Origin of the sequence: Halocella sp. SP3-1, assembly GCF_003953885.1 — a bacterium.
In the GTDB taxonomy this organism is placed as follows: Bacteria; Bacillota; Halanaerobiia; order Halanaerobiales; family DTU029; genus Iocasia; species Iocasia fonsfrigidae.
The window spans coordinates 1007009-1022672 of sequence record NZ_CP032760.1; the positions used below are offsets into that span (position 1 = coordinate 1007009).

The following is a 15664-nucleotide window of genomic DNA, read 5'->3' on the forward strand; positions in this document are numbered from 1 at the left end:
TAGCTATTGGGGGGACAGTTATTTATGAAAACAAAATCAATAATCTATCTGTCCTTACTGATGTTTTTTATCCTGACTGCTGTTTTTATTATGAAGGTTTCAACAGAGATAATAGATCTGAAAGAAGAAATCATTAATTATATAGATGAGGTTTATCAACTTAAGATTGAAGTAGGTAGTATTGATTTCTGGTCATTTACTGCTCTGTCTTTATATGATACAGAGGTTTTGCTTGATCATGATAATATAAGTTTTTCTTCCCCGGAGGTAAAACTATATTATAATCCCCTGGAATTAATTTTCAGCCAGAAAAAGATTATTGATGGTATTAAACAGATTAAATTTATCAATCCTGTTCTTAATGTCAAAAATCAAGCTACAGGGGATGCTGGTTCAGTTGATCAGGTAATTAAGGATTATCTTCCTTCAGGGAAAAAGCCAGTACAGTTAATTGTTCAGGATGGTATTGTCCAGTATTCAGGTGAGGGACAGGAAATAAGGCTGGAAAAACTGGATCTGGCACTGCTTATTGATGAAGAGGGCTGGCAGGGTGACCTTAAGACGGGTTTTTTTGATTTAGCGAAATTAAGTAGTCCTCTGGAGCAAATCTTTAGTGAACAACAGGGGTCTATACAGAATTTAACAGGTCAGGGAAGTCTTGAGCTGATTTTTCAGGGTAAGGGGGTTACTGTTCGGGATTATTCCGGTCGACTGCTTCTTGATGGGGTTGAAGGGCTTATCTCCTGTACTGATTACCTGGATGATGAGGTGTTTAATGATTTAAGTGGAGAGATTCTATTTGATTCATCCAGTCAGCAGCTGCAGTTAAACGGCCTATATCTCAATTTTTTTAAAACAGCAGTACAGCTTAACGGTAGTCTTGATTTTAGCAGAGATACCCCCGAGATATCTGCCAGGGTATATTCAAGTGATTTTAATCCTGAGAGAATAGATATCTTAAAGGAGTATCTACCTATCAGTGGTACCGGGATGGTCGAATTATTAATGGCTGGTGATCTGTCATCACCTGAACTACAACTGGATTACTCCCTATCTGATGGTGAACTATTTAATAAAGAACAACCGTGGAAACAGGAGATTGCTGGTTTAGATACTGTAATGCGTTATCATGATGGTTTCTTATATCTGGACTATTTCAATCTTAATTTAAACCAGGAGAGCTATTTTTCTGCCTCTGGTCTAATTAAACAGGATGAACTGGAGTATAGTATCGACCTGCAGGGTAAAAATATTGAACTGGGCTTAGTGGAAGAATATCTGCCTGACTATAAGCTGCCAACTGCTACAGGGAAAATAGACATTAACAGCAGTATAAGTGGTCAGGGATTAGACCTTGATAGATTAAATCTTCTGGGGGATTTTAGGATTAGTAATTCAGCTGTTAAAGACTACAGACTTGACCTGATTGAAGGTCAGTTCTGGTTATCCCAGAAGGCTTTGCTTATCCAACAGGGGTTAGTAAAGACCCCTTATGGTAATATGAACTTCTCAGGGGAATTAAATTTACTTAATAAGAAACTGGCTTTTTCCTATGAGAACAGTCAGCTGGATTTATCTCTGTTAACCCCACTTTTAGATAAAAAACTCTCTCTGAAAGGTCTGGCCAGTATCAAGGGTAGAGTAGATGGTTACCTTGATGAGCCTGAGCTTACAGCCCGAATTTCTATGGATGATGGAATGCTGGATAAATATCAATTCAGCAATCTAAATTTCAGGGCAGAATATATTGAAGACAAGCTGTCAGTACCGGCTTTAAGCTGTGAATATCAGGGGGCGGCAGTAGAGGCCAGTGGTAACTTAACACCTTCACTACAGGCCAGTATTATGATGGAGGATTTACCTTATCAGGATTTAGCTAAAATAAGTGGTATGTCAATACCACTGGAGGGCTTATTTGATTTATCATTGGGTATCAGCGGCAGTTTTACTTCACCCGAAATTAAAGGGGAGGTCTTTTCACAGGAGACATCTTTAGTATACCAGAATTTCTCATATTCACTTGATAGGCTAAGTGCTTTGTTTAGCTGGGGGGATAATACCCTGCTGCTTGAAGATCTTGACCTTCACAGGGACAGAACCCATCTGACAGCTGAAGGAGAGATTATAGAAGAAGAGGAAATAAACCTTGATTTTATTTTGAATGAACTTGACTTTGAAGAGTATTTACCTGAGATGGCTTTAAAGGGAGATGCCAGTATTAAAGGAACTATGACAGGAAAACTAAGCAATCCGGAATTAAATGGACTGATAGTTGCTGATAGTATTATATATAATAATTATATGATTGATGGTCTGGTTGGTGAATTATCTTATAGTGATGATAAAATAATAATAACGAACTCTTATCTACGCTGTGGTTCCGATGATTATAATATACACGGTAAGCTGACTAATCTAAGTAAGGATATAAAGCTCGACCTTATACTGGAGACAGAAAGAGGGAAGATTAAGGACCTGCTAAACAGATATTATACCGGACTACCTATTCCAGAAGACTATTATTTCAGTGGTAGTGTAGTAGTAGGTGGTTCAATTACTACCCCTGAGGCTGAGGTAGACCTCTCCTTTTTTGGGGCAGAGGAATCCCAGGGTACTGTTACTATGATCGGAGATATTAAAGATGGTTTTAATCTTAAATTAAAGGGGCAGGGGGTTGAGATAGAGCAGATACCAGCTATTATCGATAGGGATATTAACCTTAAGGGCAAACTGGACTTCCAGGGTGAAATCACCGGTAATTTTGATTCCTATCAATTGAAACTGGCTACCTCTCTCCTGGATGTTGGTATAGGTAATAGTACTATCGAGAGTATTAAAGGTAATTTAAGCTTTACTCAGACAGGTCTTCTGTATCTGGAGCAGGTTCTGACTGATTCAGCAGATAGGACTTTAACCTTTAGTGGGTACATACCTGTTAAAAAAACTGCTGGTGAATATGACCTCAAGACAGATTTTCAGGGTTTTCCACTCCGGGTAGTGGGGGATTACTTTCCTTCCTTGCCCAGGATAAGGGGATTTGTTGATGGTAATATATCACTCAGCGGGCTAATTGATGACCCGCAATTTAACGGTAGATTAGCCCTGGAGGGTGCTGGTTTTAATAGTGACTATCTAAAGATTTCCGGGCTACATGGTGAAGTGTTATTCTCAGGAGAGACTATTTCTATTCCTCGTTTAAAGGGTAAGTCTGGTAAGGGGGACATTATCATAGAGGGTAAGATCAGGCCCTTTAGCATAGATGACAATTACCACCTCAGTATATATGGAGATGATATTCCCCTTGATTATGGTTCATTTGATGGAGAGATTGACCCCAGGCTTAAGATAACTGGTTCTTTTAGCAGACCATTTATTCAGGGTGATATCATTACACATGATCTGGAGATAGGCATTCCAATCAAATGGCCGTCAGGAGATGCTAAGGGGGAAATTTATCTAGACCTCACCCTTTATCCAGATGAAGATGTTTATTTAAGAAACAAGTATTTTGATATACTGATACAGAGTGGTAGTTTTCGCCTCCTAAATATTAATGGAAACCTTCAGTTTGAGGGGGAGCTTAGTAGTGAACAGGGGACCTTAACCTATTACAACAATAAATTTTTTCTGGAAGAGGCTACTGCAGAGTTTAATAGGTATGAAGAATTACTCCCGAATTTAGATGTCAAGGCCTGGACCAGGATTGATGGTAACAGGATAGAGGTACAATTTAAAGGACTGCCTGGTCAGATGATAACTACCTTTACATCAGAGCCTACCCTGAGTGAAGAGGAAATAATGGCTTTACTAACCAGGTCTGGAGGCATTGGGGAGTTTGTGGCAGGTAATCTTAGTGGGGTTTTTAGTCAGGAGATTTATCGCTATATACGAGACTATATTCAATTAGATATCTTAAAAGAGATAGAATATGGGGTTAAGGAAGCCTTTAGTCTTGATGAATTTGAGATTGACACCTATAATCTGGGGTTTGCTCAGGAGATGACTCTTTATCTAGGGGAATATATTGGGGATGATATTTATTTACAGTATTCAACAACCCTGGGACCTGGTGGTAATGGGGATAATCAGTTTTCATTAAAATATTATCTAGATGACAATTTTATTATTAAGGGAGACCTATTTGAGGATAATGCTTATTCCATTGGTTTTGAGACCGGATTTGACTTTTAAAAGGAGATAGAGATGAAGGAATATTTAAAAAAGATAAGGGATTTAAAATTACCTACACCTGAAGAAGAACAAGCCTTATGGTTTAGATATAAAAATGAGAATGAGCAGGAGGCCCGCCAGGAGTTGATTAGCTATTACCAGCCTCTGGTCTTTAAACTTGTCCAGCAGTTTAAGGCTGATCGGGGAGTATTTATGGATCTGATCCAGGAGGGTAATCTAGGGTTGATAGATGCTGTTGATTCCTATAGACCAGGATTTAATACCAGGTTTTCTACCTTTGCTGTTTATCATATCAGGGGTAGAATTATTGATTACCTTAATAAAGGTAGTAGGGCCAGAAAATTCCCTGTTATGGGAGATATCCTTCCTGAGAAACTGGAGGAAACTGTAGAAAGGTCAATACTGGCTGACAGGGTTAAAGAGCTTGTCAAAGGCTTACCCTCTAAGGAAAGACAGGTTATTAACAAGCGTTTCCTGGATAGTAAAAAGGCAGAACTGGCTGCTGCAGAAATGGGAATAAGCCTGTCTTACCTTTACCGCCTACAGAAAAAAGCCGTTAGAAGGCTCCGGGGTAAACTAGCTACTTTTATTCATCAGTGGAATAAGTAAACATTGGACAGCAAACAGAAGTAAAACAGTACAAACTCGGTGTGTATTGCATATGATTACAGCTAAACAACTTAAATGCCTATTTTTATAAAAATGTGAGCAGTCAAAAATATAAGGCTTAGAAGGATATTAATAGTAGAAGATAGGAGATTAGCTAAATTGAGTAATTATTAAAGGGGTGGGTTTAGGAGTGCTTGGGATTATGAGACATATTTCTTATGCCCGTGATTGGTTGTGCCGTGCTGAAAAAAAGATTGAGTCTGGTGATCTGGTAGAAGGTGAGTTTTTTCTTTCCCTTGCCGAAGCAGAGACACGTAAGGCCTGGGAAAGGAGTTATTCTTCTCGAAATAGGTGGTCGTCCAGAAAATTTCCACTGGCCCTTACTTTTAGTCTGCTCTTAGCGGCTGCGATTGCTTTTGTTTTCTTTTTTAGAGGTGATCCCCAGCTGGAGCCGGTAGAATTAAAGCTGACCGAAGGGTATCAACAGAGTGTTCGACTGACAGACAGGGGTAATATACGTTTAATCAGTGTTGATCTATCTGTTAATAATAATTTGAATAGGGGGAAGTAATGTGAAGCATTTCTTGGTACTTATTATATTATGTAATCTTATATTATTTTCAGGTGTTACTATGGCAGAGAATGAGCTATTAGAGCAGAACCTTCAATTTATTACAGCGATTGCCTTCGAAGGAAATGAAAGGGTCTCTGGTGAAGAGATTAGATCCTTAATCAGTACTGAAGCTGGTGAATTGCTTGATGAAGAAAAAATAAAGAATGATATGCAGAAGCTCTATGATACTGGATATTTTCAGGATGTAAAGGTATCTTTTGAAGTCTATAATGCTGGCTTAAAGGCTATTTTTGAACTGTCTGAATACCCGCTTGTAGAAGATATTATTATTAAGGGTAATGAATCATATAGTGATCAGGAATTAATGAAGGAAATAAAACTGGTCAAAGGTGAGATATTAAACCATAATGCTATACTTGAAAGTAGAAAAGCTATTGAACGATTATATCAGGAGGCTGGTTATGTCCTGGCGGTTTTAAAAGATATTGACATAGATGATAATGGTGTAGTTAGCTTTGAAATTAATGAGGGTTATTTAAATGAACTAATCATAGAGGGTAATGAAAAAACAAAGGATTTTGTTATCCGTCGTGAATTTGATTTTAAAAAAGGTGATGTAATTAATATTAAAGAACTGCAGGAGTCCTTTCGTCAACTGGTCAGATTAAATTACTTTGAAGATATAAATCCTAAACTAGAAAGGGTAGATTTTGAGAAAAATACCGCTAATGTAATTCTGGAGGTAACTGAGGGTCGAACAGGCCGCTTTAATTTTGGTGTTTCTTATAGTACAGCTGAGGGGAAAGGCTGGGGTGGTTTTATTACAGTTCAGGAAAGAAACCTTTTTGGTAACGGCCAGACCCTTGGTTTTGACTGGGAATTTGGAAGCACAACAAATTATGAGATTAACTTTTACGAACCATGGGTTTTGGGAACACCGACTTCTTTTGGAATAGGGCTTTATGATAAATCTTATAGTTCTGAGGATTCTGTTAAAGGGGATTATGATGTTGATAAATCAGGGGGGAGTATTTCCCTGGGACATCCCCTGACAGAGGAATGGAATGGTAGAATTAAATTTAAGGTTGAAAAATCAAAGCTTGATTGGGAAGATGAGGAATATACAAAAGATGGTAAGACTTATAAAAATGACCCTGAAGATATTGATCTGCGTAGTATTACTCTACAGACCAGTAGAGATACCACCAATCATCCCTTTAATCCTACTAGTGGTGGTATAGATGTTCTATCATTAGAATATGCCGGTCACTTCCTTGGTGGGGATGCCGGTTTTGTTAAATACAGGACTGATTTCAGGAGATTTTACAATGGTTTTAAAGGTAACCAGGCCTGGGCACTCCGCTTACAGACAGGTTTTAGTGATGGGGATCTGCCAGAGCTTGAAAAATATAGATTAGGTGGATCAGAGACAATACGTGGTTATGATAAAGGTTCTTTTACTGGGGATGATATGCTCTTGATGAATTTGGAATATAGAATACCAATTACTGAGAATTTTACTGGTGTGCTCTTTGCCGATGGCGGTAATACCTGGGATTCTCACCGGGATATACAGCTTGATGACCTACACTATTCGACTGGTTTGGGAATTAGAATGGATACATTCTTAGGCCAGATTAGATTAGACTATGGTTTCAATGAAGATGGTGAAGGACAACCTCATTTCAGTATTGGTAATACATTTTAGTAAAAGAGGAAGGGGAATAAGATGCAAAATTACAGACCTAAATTTGCAGTAGTAATTGGATTAATATTAATAATTACTGGATTTCTGGTTTTGGTTTATCCACAAACTAATATAGCGGCAGGGGATGATGCTAAAGGTAGGATTGCCTATGTTGACCTCTGGACTGTTTTTAATGTTCATCCAGGTAAGGCTTCTGCCGAGGAGGAACTCAATATGCTTGCCCAGGATATGCAGGCTGAATTAGAGGAGAAAGCCAGTGACCTGCCTGAGGCTCAGCAGCAGGAAATGTTGCAGGAATACCAGACTAAATTGAGTCAGCAGGAGCAGGAATTAATCGAGGGTATTATTGATCAAATCAAAGCTGCTATAGTCGATGTAGCTGAGGAGAAAGAAGTTAAGTTAGTGGTTGATAAACAGAGTATTTTCTATGGTGGTTATGATTTGACCCAGGATGTCATAGATTATATTAATAAACAGCAGAGGTCATTACAGGAACCACTTGATGCAACAGAAGAAGAATTATCAGATGAATTAACTGGGGATTAAAAAAGGAGGCAGGAGATGTTGAAGGGAATATTCAGAATTTTGACAGTTGTGGCAGTTATACTTGGAATTGCTGGACTGGGTCTGTTTTATCTTGTTTCATCAGGGACGGCATCTCCTGAAAATGTGAATATCAGGACAGTGCTGGATAATTATTTAACAGATAATCCTGATGGGCAACTGAGTGAGGAGATAAGCCTTAAGAGAGAAAACCTCCGCAATCAGCTGGCAAGGTTAAGAAATCAGGAAAAGATCTTAAATAATAAAAAGGCTGCTCTGGAGCTAATTGTTGAAGAAGAACTGGCAGAAATCAGAGGAAAATATGAAGAAGAAATTCTTGATTTTAAAAAAGAACTGGAAGTTTCTTTTGAGAATTTTAGAGAAGAAAAAAGGCAGGAATATCAGGAAAAAATACTGGTTAAGAAGGAATCTTATGAGCAAAGACTTGATGAATTAATCGAAGGATATAAGGATAAAAAAAGGCAGGAACTAGCAGATTATCAGCAGCAGCTACTTGATAATTACCATAAGGAAACTTTAAATTACCGTCTTAAACTCCTGGCTCTGGAGCTTAGTGAGGAAGAAGAGAGTGCTTATAAGGATAAAATAACTGGCCTGGAGCAGAGTCAGGAGGAAGCGGTCAAGGCTAAAGAAGATCAAATGAATGAGAGTCTCCAGGAAGAAACCAGCCGCTTAAGACAGGAATTTGACGAGGATTTCCTTGAGCTGCAGGAGAAAATGGAACAGGAGATGAGACAGGAGATAAACAGTAAACTGCTTTCTAATGAGCAGGCATTGGAGGGTTTTATTGCTGAACAGGAAGTGCTGCTGAATGAGGAAATGGTACAAAGGCGTAGGGAATTAAGTGAACGAAGCAAAGAAGAGATTGTATTACTGGAGAATTTAGTCAGGGAGATAAGGAATGATTATCTTACCCTCCAGTCACAAATTGCTAAACTGGAGAAGGAAGTGATTAAATAGATGTTAAAAAAGATTATTTTGTTAGGTATCATTATATCGTTTGTCTTACTGGCTGGTTGTACCTCGCGCTCACCTGAGATTGCGGTACTAGATATAGAAGAAGTACTGGCCAGAAGTAGAAGAGCTCAGGAATTGCAGGAGGAACTGCTTAATATAGGTAATACCCTGGAAGAAGAATACAGTCAGCAAGAGGATGAAGAAGAAGACCAGAACCATCTGGAACGGGTTTATCAGGAATACCTTAGTAATAAACAGAGATTAGAGAATAGTTTTAATGAAGAAGTAAAAGTGGTTATTGAGGAAATAAGAAAGGATAAAAATATAGACACAGTTTTATATAAAGACAGTGTTTATTATGGTGGTCTAGATATTACTGAAAAGCTGGTTGAAATGCTTGATAGCAAATATGATGAGGAAGAAGGTAGTGATAATGACAGAGAATGAGGGTCTTAGTATTACTGAACTAGCCCGGCGGGTTAATGGTAAAGTGCTGGGTGACCCGGCCTATCTTATATATGGTGTTTCCGGGGTTAGTGAGAGTACAGCTGAGACTATTACTTTTGCCGAAACAGAGCAATACCTCTCCGAGGCTTTAAAGTCAAAAGCCGGGGCTGTAATTGTGCCTGATGGTTTTACAGCTAAAGGGAAGAATATGATTGTAGTTAAAAAACCGCGTCTGGCTTTTGCCAGAATAGCTGCTGTTTTTGCCCCGAATGTTTTTTATAGGCCGGGGATAGACCCGACATCGACAATTGCTGATTCGGTTGTAATTGGAGAAAATGTCTCTATCCATCCCTACGTAGTGATTGATGAGGGGGCTGAAATAGCTGACCATGTAATCCTGGCCCCTGGTGTTTATATTGGTGCCGGGGTAAAGGTGGGAGAGAGTAGTATACTTCACCCTGGAGTTGTAGTCGAATATGACACGGTAATCGGCAAAAAGGTTATGATCCATAGTGGAACAGTGATTGGTTCAGATGGCTATGGTTTTGTGACTGACCAGGACGGCCACCATAAAATACCCCAGCTGGGGAAGGTAATTATTGAAGATGATGTAGAGATAGGGGCCAATGTGACTATTGACCGGGGGACAAGCGGTCCCACTGTTATCGGCAGAGGAACCAAGACAGATAATCTTATCCAATTAGCTCATAATGTTCAAATTGGTGAAGAAAACCTACTGGTGGCTCAAGTGGGTATCGCTGGTAGTAGTAAGACTGGAAGAAGGGTTATACTTGGCGGCAAAACCGGTGTTGTAGGTCACCTGGAGATAGGGGATAATACTACTGTTGCTTCTGCTAGTGTAATAACTAAAGACACCCCATCAGGTGTTTTTTATTCGGGCAGCCCAGCCCAGGATCATAAAAAGGAATTACGTGAACAGGCTGCCAGGCGAAAAATGCCTCAGCTTTTAAAGAGGATAAGTAAGTTGGAGAAGAAGATAAAGGAATTAGAAGAGAAATTGAATTAAGTAAATTAATGACTTTGAAGCCCGACAGATATATCTGTTTTCCTTGTCGTGTACCGCAGGCACTCCGCATTTAAGCAGACCGTACAAGAAAATTGAGGTTGCGCTGCGGTGTCCTACCTCCGCTTACTGTCGAGAAATTATCCTTCGGCGGTCCTGCCTACGGATAATTTCTAGAGTCGTCCAACAAATATATCTGTCAGGTTTATGATAACAACAAGTTAACTTTGTGTAAAAATGATTCTAAGAAAACATTAATAATTGTTGATTAAGTCTGGGTGACGTAGCCATTTTGTTCATAAAACTATAAATATTCCAATATTACCTAAATACACCAATAAAGGGGAAATAGATGTGAGAAGATATGTAGTAGGATTTCTTTTTTTAGTAGTATTAGTGAATGTAGCTGGGACTGTTATGGCTGTGGACAGGCTTTTGGAGATGCCGACAGCGGGCTTGATTCATGGTGATGTATTAGTTCGTGGAGAGATAATCCCGGGTTCGCACAGGAATATTGAGGGAGTTTTTGCTCTGGCTGACAGGGTTCAGTTGGGTGTTGTTGGTAATTATCTGGATAAGGATGATGAGCTGGAGACTGCTGGTAGTCTAAAGCTCCTGTTATTTGATGAGAAGGATGGTTTTCCTTCAGTTAGTATAGGGGCTAGAGAGAAAGATTTTTATTTTATAATGAGCAAAAATCTTGGTCATGATATTAGGGCACACCTGGGGATAGGCAACGGGGAATTTGATGGTTTGTTTCTTGGTTTTAATAAACTGATTAACCCGGTGGCTGTCCAGACTTCTTCTTCAACAGGTGTCCCCCTTCCCATTAATCTGATGGCGGAATATGCTAATCGACAGGTTAATCTTGGTGTCAGGGTTTATCTCCGCGAAGCGATAGCTGTTGATGCCGGGTTAATGGATTTTGAGAAGGTAAAATTAGGGATGAATTATAGTTTTTAAAATATACGGTAAGAAAAGTCCTCAGTAATGGGGACTTTTCTCTTTACCATATATTGCATAGCGCTGGGCGTTTACAGGTGCTTGTGGCTGGTGGTATAATATTTGTTAGATAGGGGTGACAGATATATGTTTTGGATGAAAACTGCTTTCAGGAAAGATATCTTTTTACTGATGGCTGCTGCTATTCTGCTGGGGGTTATCCTGGCTCTGGCCGGGGGTTATCTCGCTGATAATTATTTTGCTAATATGGTCAGCGGTCTTATTGGTGATTCTGGAGAATATGACCTTTTGTTTACTATCTCCAGTGATAAGGAAGATATCGCTATAGAGCAGATTAAAAATATAGCTGCCGATACTCTCCCGGGTTCTTCTTTTAAGACAGGACCTAAGGTGGCAGGGAGTAGTAATTACTTATTGAAAATACCTGATAAATATAAGAATGAAGAGGTATATGTTAACCTGGGCAAATATTTCTCTGATATCCCTGGGTTAATGAGCAAGACTATCATGACAGAACCGAAACTCTCTATCCGAGGTTTCAGGGGGGATACTCTGCCGGTTATTAGACCACTTATAGCTGAGATAAAGGGAATAGACTTTATCTATCCTAGTAGTGATGGTCTTGATATTATTGTAAAAAAACCGGAGTTTCTTACTGAAGTTAAGAAAGAGATAAATAGTATTCTGAGTAATTATCATATCCTGGAGGTCAGATATCCCCTCAATCAGCACCCGTCTAACCTCGGCCAGTTGAGGGGAGAGGTTGTTGAACTGGTAGAGGGTAACCTTGATGAGGTTATTGATGTGACGATCAGTAATGAGTCAGATCGGGTTTCTCTTTTGACCAGTTTAAAACAGATGAAGACTTTTTTGATGTCCTATGCTACTAAAGTGCTTATTAGTGATCTTGAAAATAGTGAGGCTGTTCTGGAAGGGAGTACCCTGCTGGCCAGTAATGAAGATGGTGAGCAATTTGTCCTGGAGGTAATCAGTAATACTGATCAGCAGGTCATTGCTCTGGTTCAGGAGGGGAGTATTAATAAACCCATTTCTCTGGAGGTTTATTTTCAGGACTATGGGGATGAGGTAAAATACCTGGGTAAAGGCATAGTAGATAACCCGCGCCAGGAGCTGGCTGATGCCCTGGAACAACTTAATGAAATAGCCCCTAAACTGGAGGGTTTCCTGGAACAGAGTGAACAGCTTGTTGAGTTTAGTAATATGCTCAGTGAGGATTTAGCGGGGATAAATGATGGTTTAGGTCAACTGGAAAATACCAGTCAGAAACTGAGCAGTTCTCTAGAAGAATGGCAGCAGGAGGGGCTGTCAAACTTTCTGTCTGAGTTACTGGGTATCCTTGATGATATTAAGAAAAATACAGGTGATATTACAGATATTCAGCGGGAGCTGGTTATGACCAGTAATAATCTAAAAGAAGGTGCTGCACTGATTGAAGAAAAGATAGCCTATGTGCCGCGTAGTAACGGTATGTATCAGCAGTTAGATGAACTGAAAGATATCTTTCTACGGCTCTCTGAAGGTTTAGATGATAATTATGACCTGGTGGCCATGAGACTGGCAGATATGGATCCGGTTCTAAGTTCTATTGGGAGCTGGGAGGAAAAGATTGCTTCACTACTCAAGGTTGAGGAGACCTTAAATAGTGGGGCTAACTGGCAGGAGATCGAAGGGATTATTGCAGACATTGATCAGACTGCCAGGATTATAGATGCCAGTCAATTACAGGATAAGCTGACATCTATTCAGGAATTACTACAGGACTTAAATACCAACCGCTTACCTGTTGTTTTGAATCAACTCTCCTATATTCAGAATTCATTACCTGATCTTGAAGAATCTGAGATTGTTGAAACGATTAATTTGATTGATAGTTATATAGCTGGTCAGGTGATTCCAGGTGATCAGATTCAACTGTTAATTAAAGGAAAATATAATAGCAAGGGGCTTGTTAATAAGATAGAAGGGGTTGTAAACAACCCGACTGTTACCTATATAGAGATGGATGCCGGGGTTTTACAGCCCAATACACGGGGGGAGATTTTTAATGTCTTAAACCAGGTCAGGGCTGTTATTTCAACAATTGTTGCTTTTGTATTTACTATACTGGTAATGATTATGGATCAATCATTGATTATAAGTACACTGAGGCTTAATGGCAGCAGGGGATATTTTTATGGTTTTGTAAGTGGGGGTTTAATCTTTAGTTTGATCTGCCTGCTGAGTGGGATAGATTTTCCTTATCTTAATTTTAGTACAGAATTTATTGTCGGTGGTTTGTCAGGTGTTTTGATCGCATTTTTATCTAAGATGCTTAATCCAGTAGATAGAGAAGAATGGGAGGCAGGTAAGGCTCTGGGTTTTTCCACAGCAGAGATAATGCATGAGATTATTATACCGGCTGGTAAACCTGGATTACTCTACCTAATGAATTACCCCAGAATTATTTTTAAATAAGATATTATTAAATCCCCAGGAGGGAGTATAATGCTGAGGATAAAAGGTTTGAAAAAAAGCTTTAATAATGATATAGTATTAGATGAAATAGACTTTGAACTCAGGTCAGGTGAGATTACTGCTGTTATGGGGCCGAGTGGTTGTGGAAAATCAACTTTTATCCGCTCAATTAACAGACTTGTTGAACCTGATGATGGAGAGATATTTTTTAGGGACATACCGGTTCACCAGCTTACCCAGGATAAACTGGAAGGAGTCAGGCAGAATATTGGTTTTGTCTTCCAGCATTTCAATCTAATTAAACGCCTGGATGTCAAACAGAACGTTGCCCTGGGCCTTATTAAAAAGGGTTATTCAGTAGCTGAGGCCTGTGAAAAGGCAGTTCTTGCCCTGGCTGATGTGGGCCTGGCAGAGATGGGTGATGCCAGTGTATTAAACCTGAGTGGTGGTGAGAAACAGCGAGTTGGTATTGCCCGGGCCCTTGTCCTGGAACCCGAGCTGATCCTCTTTGATGAACCAACAGCTTCACTTGACCCGATACTGGTTAGAGAGGTTCTTGATGTTCTGGAGGATATTGCTGTTCGGAAACGCACTTCGATGATAATAGTTACCCATGAAGTGACATTTGCCCGTAGAGTAGCTGATCAGGTTTATTTTATGGATAAGGGAAAATTTGTTGAATCAGGGAAACCAGCAACAGTTTTTGAAAATCCAGGTTCCTGGATAGGTAAAAAATATAAAAAAATTATCAATTATACTTAAAAATAATAAAAATATGCAGGAGTTTTTATATTGCTTATTGAATTAAAGAAGATAGATATTAGAAGGAGGGGGAAAATGACTAAGGAAGGTAGTTTTCAAAAGACAATCACTAAAGCAATAAATTATTCAGGTACTGCGCTTCACAGCGGTAAAGAAGTAAATATTAAATGCCTTCCTGCTAAAGCTGATCGGGGTATTGTATTTCGCCGGGTAGACTTGCCGGGTAGTCCGGAGATTAAGGCAGATCCGTTAAATGTAGTTTCTACCAGGAGATGTACCAGTATTGGCTTGAGTACTAATGAAGAAGCCAGGGTACACACTATAGAACATATGATGTCAGCTTTATGGGCTATGGGTGTTGATAACGCTATTATAGAGATTGATAATGCTGAGACCCCTGTTGGTGATGGTAGTGCCCTTCCCTTTATTGATTTGATTAAACAGGCTACTACCAGGGAATTAGCTGTACCTCGTATGATCTGGCAGATAGAAGAACCAGTTTCGGTTAAAAAAGGGGATATGTATATGGTTGCTCTGCCCTATGATGGGTTTAAAATAAGTTATACTCTTCATTATGACCACCCTGTGATTGGTTCACAGTTTAGGGAGTTTGACATGGGTAGGGACTCCTTTATAGATGATTTTGCTCCGGCAAGGACCTTTGGTTTTGAGAGGGAGATTGAGACCCTTCATAGAAGAGGACTGGCCTTAGGGGGAAGTCTGGAGAATGCTGTTTTGATTGGCGAAGAGGGAACTGTAAATCCCCTGCGTTTCTCTGATGAGTTTGCCAGACATAAGGTGCTTGATGTTGTCGGTGATATGGCCTTAAACGGTTATATTCGCGGGCACATTATTTCTGTTAAATCAGGACATTACCTACATGTAGAACTGGCTAAAGAAATAAAGAAAAGGTTTGTTATTGAAGAGGAGGTAGAAGTAAGTAATGATGTATATTAATGAGATTCAGGAAATATTACCACACCGATATCCTTTTTTACTGGTAGACAGGATAGTGGAATTGAAAGAGGAAAAGGTTGTTGGTCTTAAGAATGTAACAATGAATGAAGAATTTTTTCAGGGGCATTATCCAGGACACCCTATTATGCCTGGTGTTTTAATTGTAGAATCAATGGCCCAAGTATCAGGTTTTTTATTGATGCACAGTCATAGTGATCTGGAAGATAAGATACCACTATTTGCAGGTATTGATAAGGTCAGGATCCGCCGGCCGGTTATACCTGGCGATACCTTAAAGATTGAGGCTGAAATTATCAGGGCCAGGGGTCGAATTGCTAAAGTTTTGGCCAATGCCTATGTGGAAGATAAACTAGTGACTGAGGCAGAGTTGATGTTTGCCTTTGAAGATAAATAGAAGGGAGAGAGGGGTTTT

General features: G+C 39.5%; 13 protein-coding genes. All 13 read left to right on the forward strand.

What is annotated here, in order from left to right:
• The first annotated feature begins 24 nt into the window (after positions 1-24).
• Positions 25-4191 (forward strand): translocation/assembly module TamB domain-containing protein, encoded by a 4167-nt coding sequence (locus tag D7D81_RS04775; RefSeq protein ID WP_125987794.1) that lies wholly within the window; start codon positions 25-27, stop codon positions 4189-4191.
• 12 nt (positions 4192-4203) lie between these two features.
• Positions 4204-4800 carry a sigma-70 family RNA polymerase sigma factor gene (locus D7D81_RS04780; RefSeq protein WP_125987796.1) on the forward strand — a complete coding sequence of 199 codons (597 nt, stop codon included), beginning with the start codon at positions 4204-4206 and terminating at the stop codon, positions 4798-4800.
• A 190-nt stretch (positions 4801-4990) separates the two neighbouring features.
• Positions 4991-5371, forward strand: a complete 381-nt coding sequence (locus D7D81_RS04785) for a hypothetical protein (protein WP_125987798.1) — start codon at positions 4991-4993, stop codon at positions 5369-5371.
• 1 nt (position 5372) lies between these two features.
• Positions 5373-7082 carry a BamA/OMP85 family outer membrane protein gene (locus D7D81_RS04790; protein WP_125987800.1) on the forward strand — a complete coding sequence of 570 codons (1710 nt, stop codon included), beginning with the start codon at positions 5373-5375 and terminating at the stop codon, positions 7080-7082.
• Between the two features lie 21 nt (positions 7083-7103).
• The gene (locus D7D81_RS04795) at positions 7104-7628 is read left to right on the forward strand and encodes an OmpH/Skp family outer membrane protein (protein WP_125987802.1); all 525 of its coding nucleotides are present in this window, start codon (positions 7104-7106) and stop codon (positions 7626-7628) included.
• A gap of 15 nt (positions 7629-7643) precedes the next feature.
• On the forward strand, positions 7644-8606 hold the full coding sequence (locus D7D81_RS04800) for a coiled-coil domain-containing protein (RefSeq protein WP_125987804.1): 963 nt from the start codon (positions 7644-7646) through the stop codon (positions 8604-8606).
• Positions 8607-9050 (forward strand): OmpH/Skp family outer membrane protein, encoded by a 444-nt coding sequence (locus D7D81_RS04805; protein WP_125987806.1) that lies wholly within the window; start codon positions 8607-8609, stop codon positions 9048-9050.
• Positions 9037-10077: a UDP-3-O-(3-hydroxymyristoyl)glucosamine N-acyltransferase gene (lpxD, locus tag D7D81_RS04810; protein ID WP_125987808.1), complete on the forward strand. Its 1041-nt coding sequence runs from the start codon at positions 9037-9039 to the stop codon at positions 10075-10077. The genes D7D81_RS04805 and lpxD overlap by 14 nt, the downstream gene beginning before the upstream one ends.
• 351 nt (positions 10078-10428) lie before the next feature.
• Positions 10429-11037 carry a hypothetical protein gene (locus tag D7D81_RS04815; protein WP_125987810.1) on the forward strand — a complete coding sequence of 203 codons (609 nt, stop codon included), beginning with the start codon at positions 10429-10431 and terminating at the stop codon, positions 11035-11037.
• 126 nt (positions 11038-11163) lie between these two features.
• Positions 11164-13512 (forward strand): ABC transporter permease, encoded by a 2349-nt coding sequence (locus D7D81_RS04820; RefSeq protein ID WP_125987812.1) that lies wholly within the window; start codon positions 11164-11166, stop codon positions 13510-13512.
• A gap of 30 nt (positions 13513-13542) precedes the next feature.
• A complete protein-coding gene (locus D7D81_RS04825; protein WP_125987814.1) occupies positions 13543-14274 on the forward strand; it encodes an amino acid ABC transporter ATP-binding protein in 732 nt (243 codons plus the stop codon).
• Between the two features lie 30 nt (positions 14275-14304).
• On the forward strand, positions 14305-15231 hold the full coding sequence (gene lpxC / locus D7D81_RS04830; RefSeq protein WP_286170220.1) for a UDP-3-O-acyl-N-acetylglucosamine deacetylase: 927 nt from the start codon (positions 14305-14307) through the stop codon (positions 15229-15231).
• Positions 15218-15646 (forward strand): 3-hydroxyacyl-ACP dehydratase FabZ, encoded by a 429-nt coding sequence (fabZ, locus tag D7D81_RS04835; protein ID WP_125987819.1) that lies wholly within the window; start codon positions 15218-15220, stop codon positions 15644-15646. The genes lpxC and fabZ overlap by 14 nt, the downstream gene beginning before the upstream one ends.
• The last annotated feature ends 18 nt before the right edge of the window (positions 15647-15664 follow it).

Coding starts and splice junctions, on each gene's coding strand:
- D7D81_RS04825 (WP_125987814.1), top strand. CDS start 13,543: ATGCTGAGGATAAAAGGTTTGAAAAAAAGCTTTAATAATGATATAGTA.
- D7D81_RS04820 (WP_125987812.1), top strand. CDS start 11,164: ATGTTTTGGATGAAAACTGCTTTCAGGAAAGATATCTTTTTACTGATG.
- D7D81_RS04800 (WP_125987804.1), top strand. CDS start 7,644: ATGTTGAAGGGAATATTCAGAATTTTGACAGTTGTGGCAGTTATACTT.
- D7D81_RS04795 (WP_125987802.1), top strand. CDS start 7,104: ATGCAAAATTACAGACCTAAATTTGCAGTAGTAATTGGATTAATATTA.
- fabZ (WP_125987819.1), top strand. CDS start 15,218: ATGATGTATATTAATGAGATTCAGGAAATATTACCACACCGATATCCT.
- D7D81_RS04775 (WP_125987794.1), top strand. CDS start 25: ATGAAAACAAAATCAATAATCTATCTGTCCTTACTGATGTTTTTTATC.
- D7D81_RS04780 (WP_125987796.1), top strand. CDS start 4,204: ATGAAGGAATATTTAAAAAAGATAAGGGATTTAAAATTACCTACACCT.
- lpxD (WP_125987808.1), top strand. CDS start 9,037: ATGACAGAGAATGAGGGTCTTAGTATTACTGAACTAGCCCGGCGGGTT.
- D7D81_RS04805 (WP_125987806.1), top strand. CDS start 8,607: ATGTTAAAAAAGATTATTTTGTTAGGTATCATTATATCGTTTGTCTTA.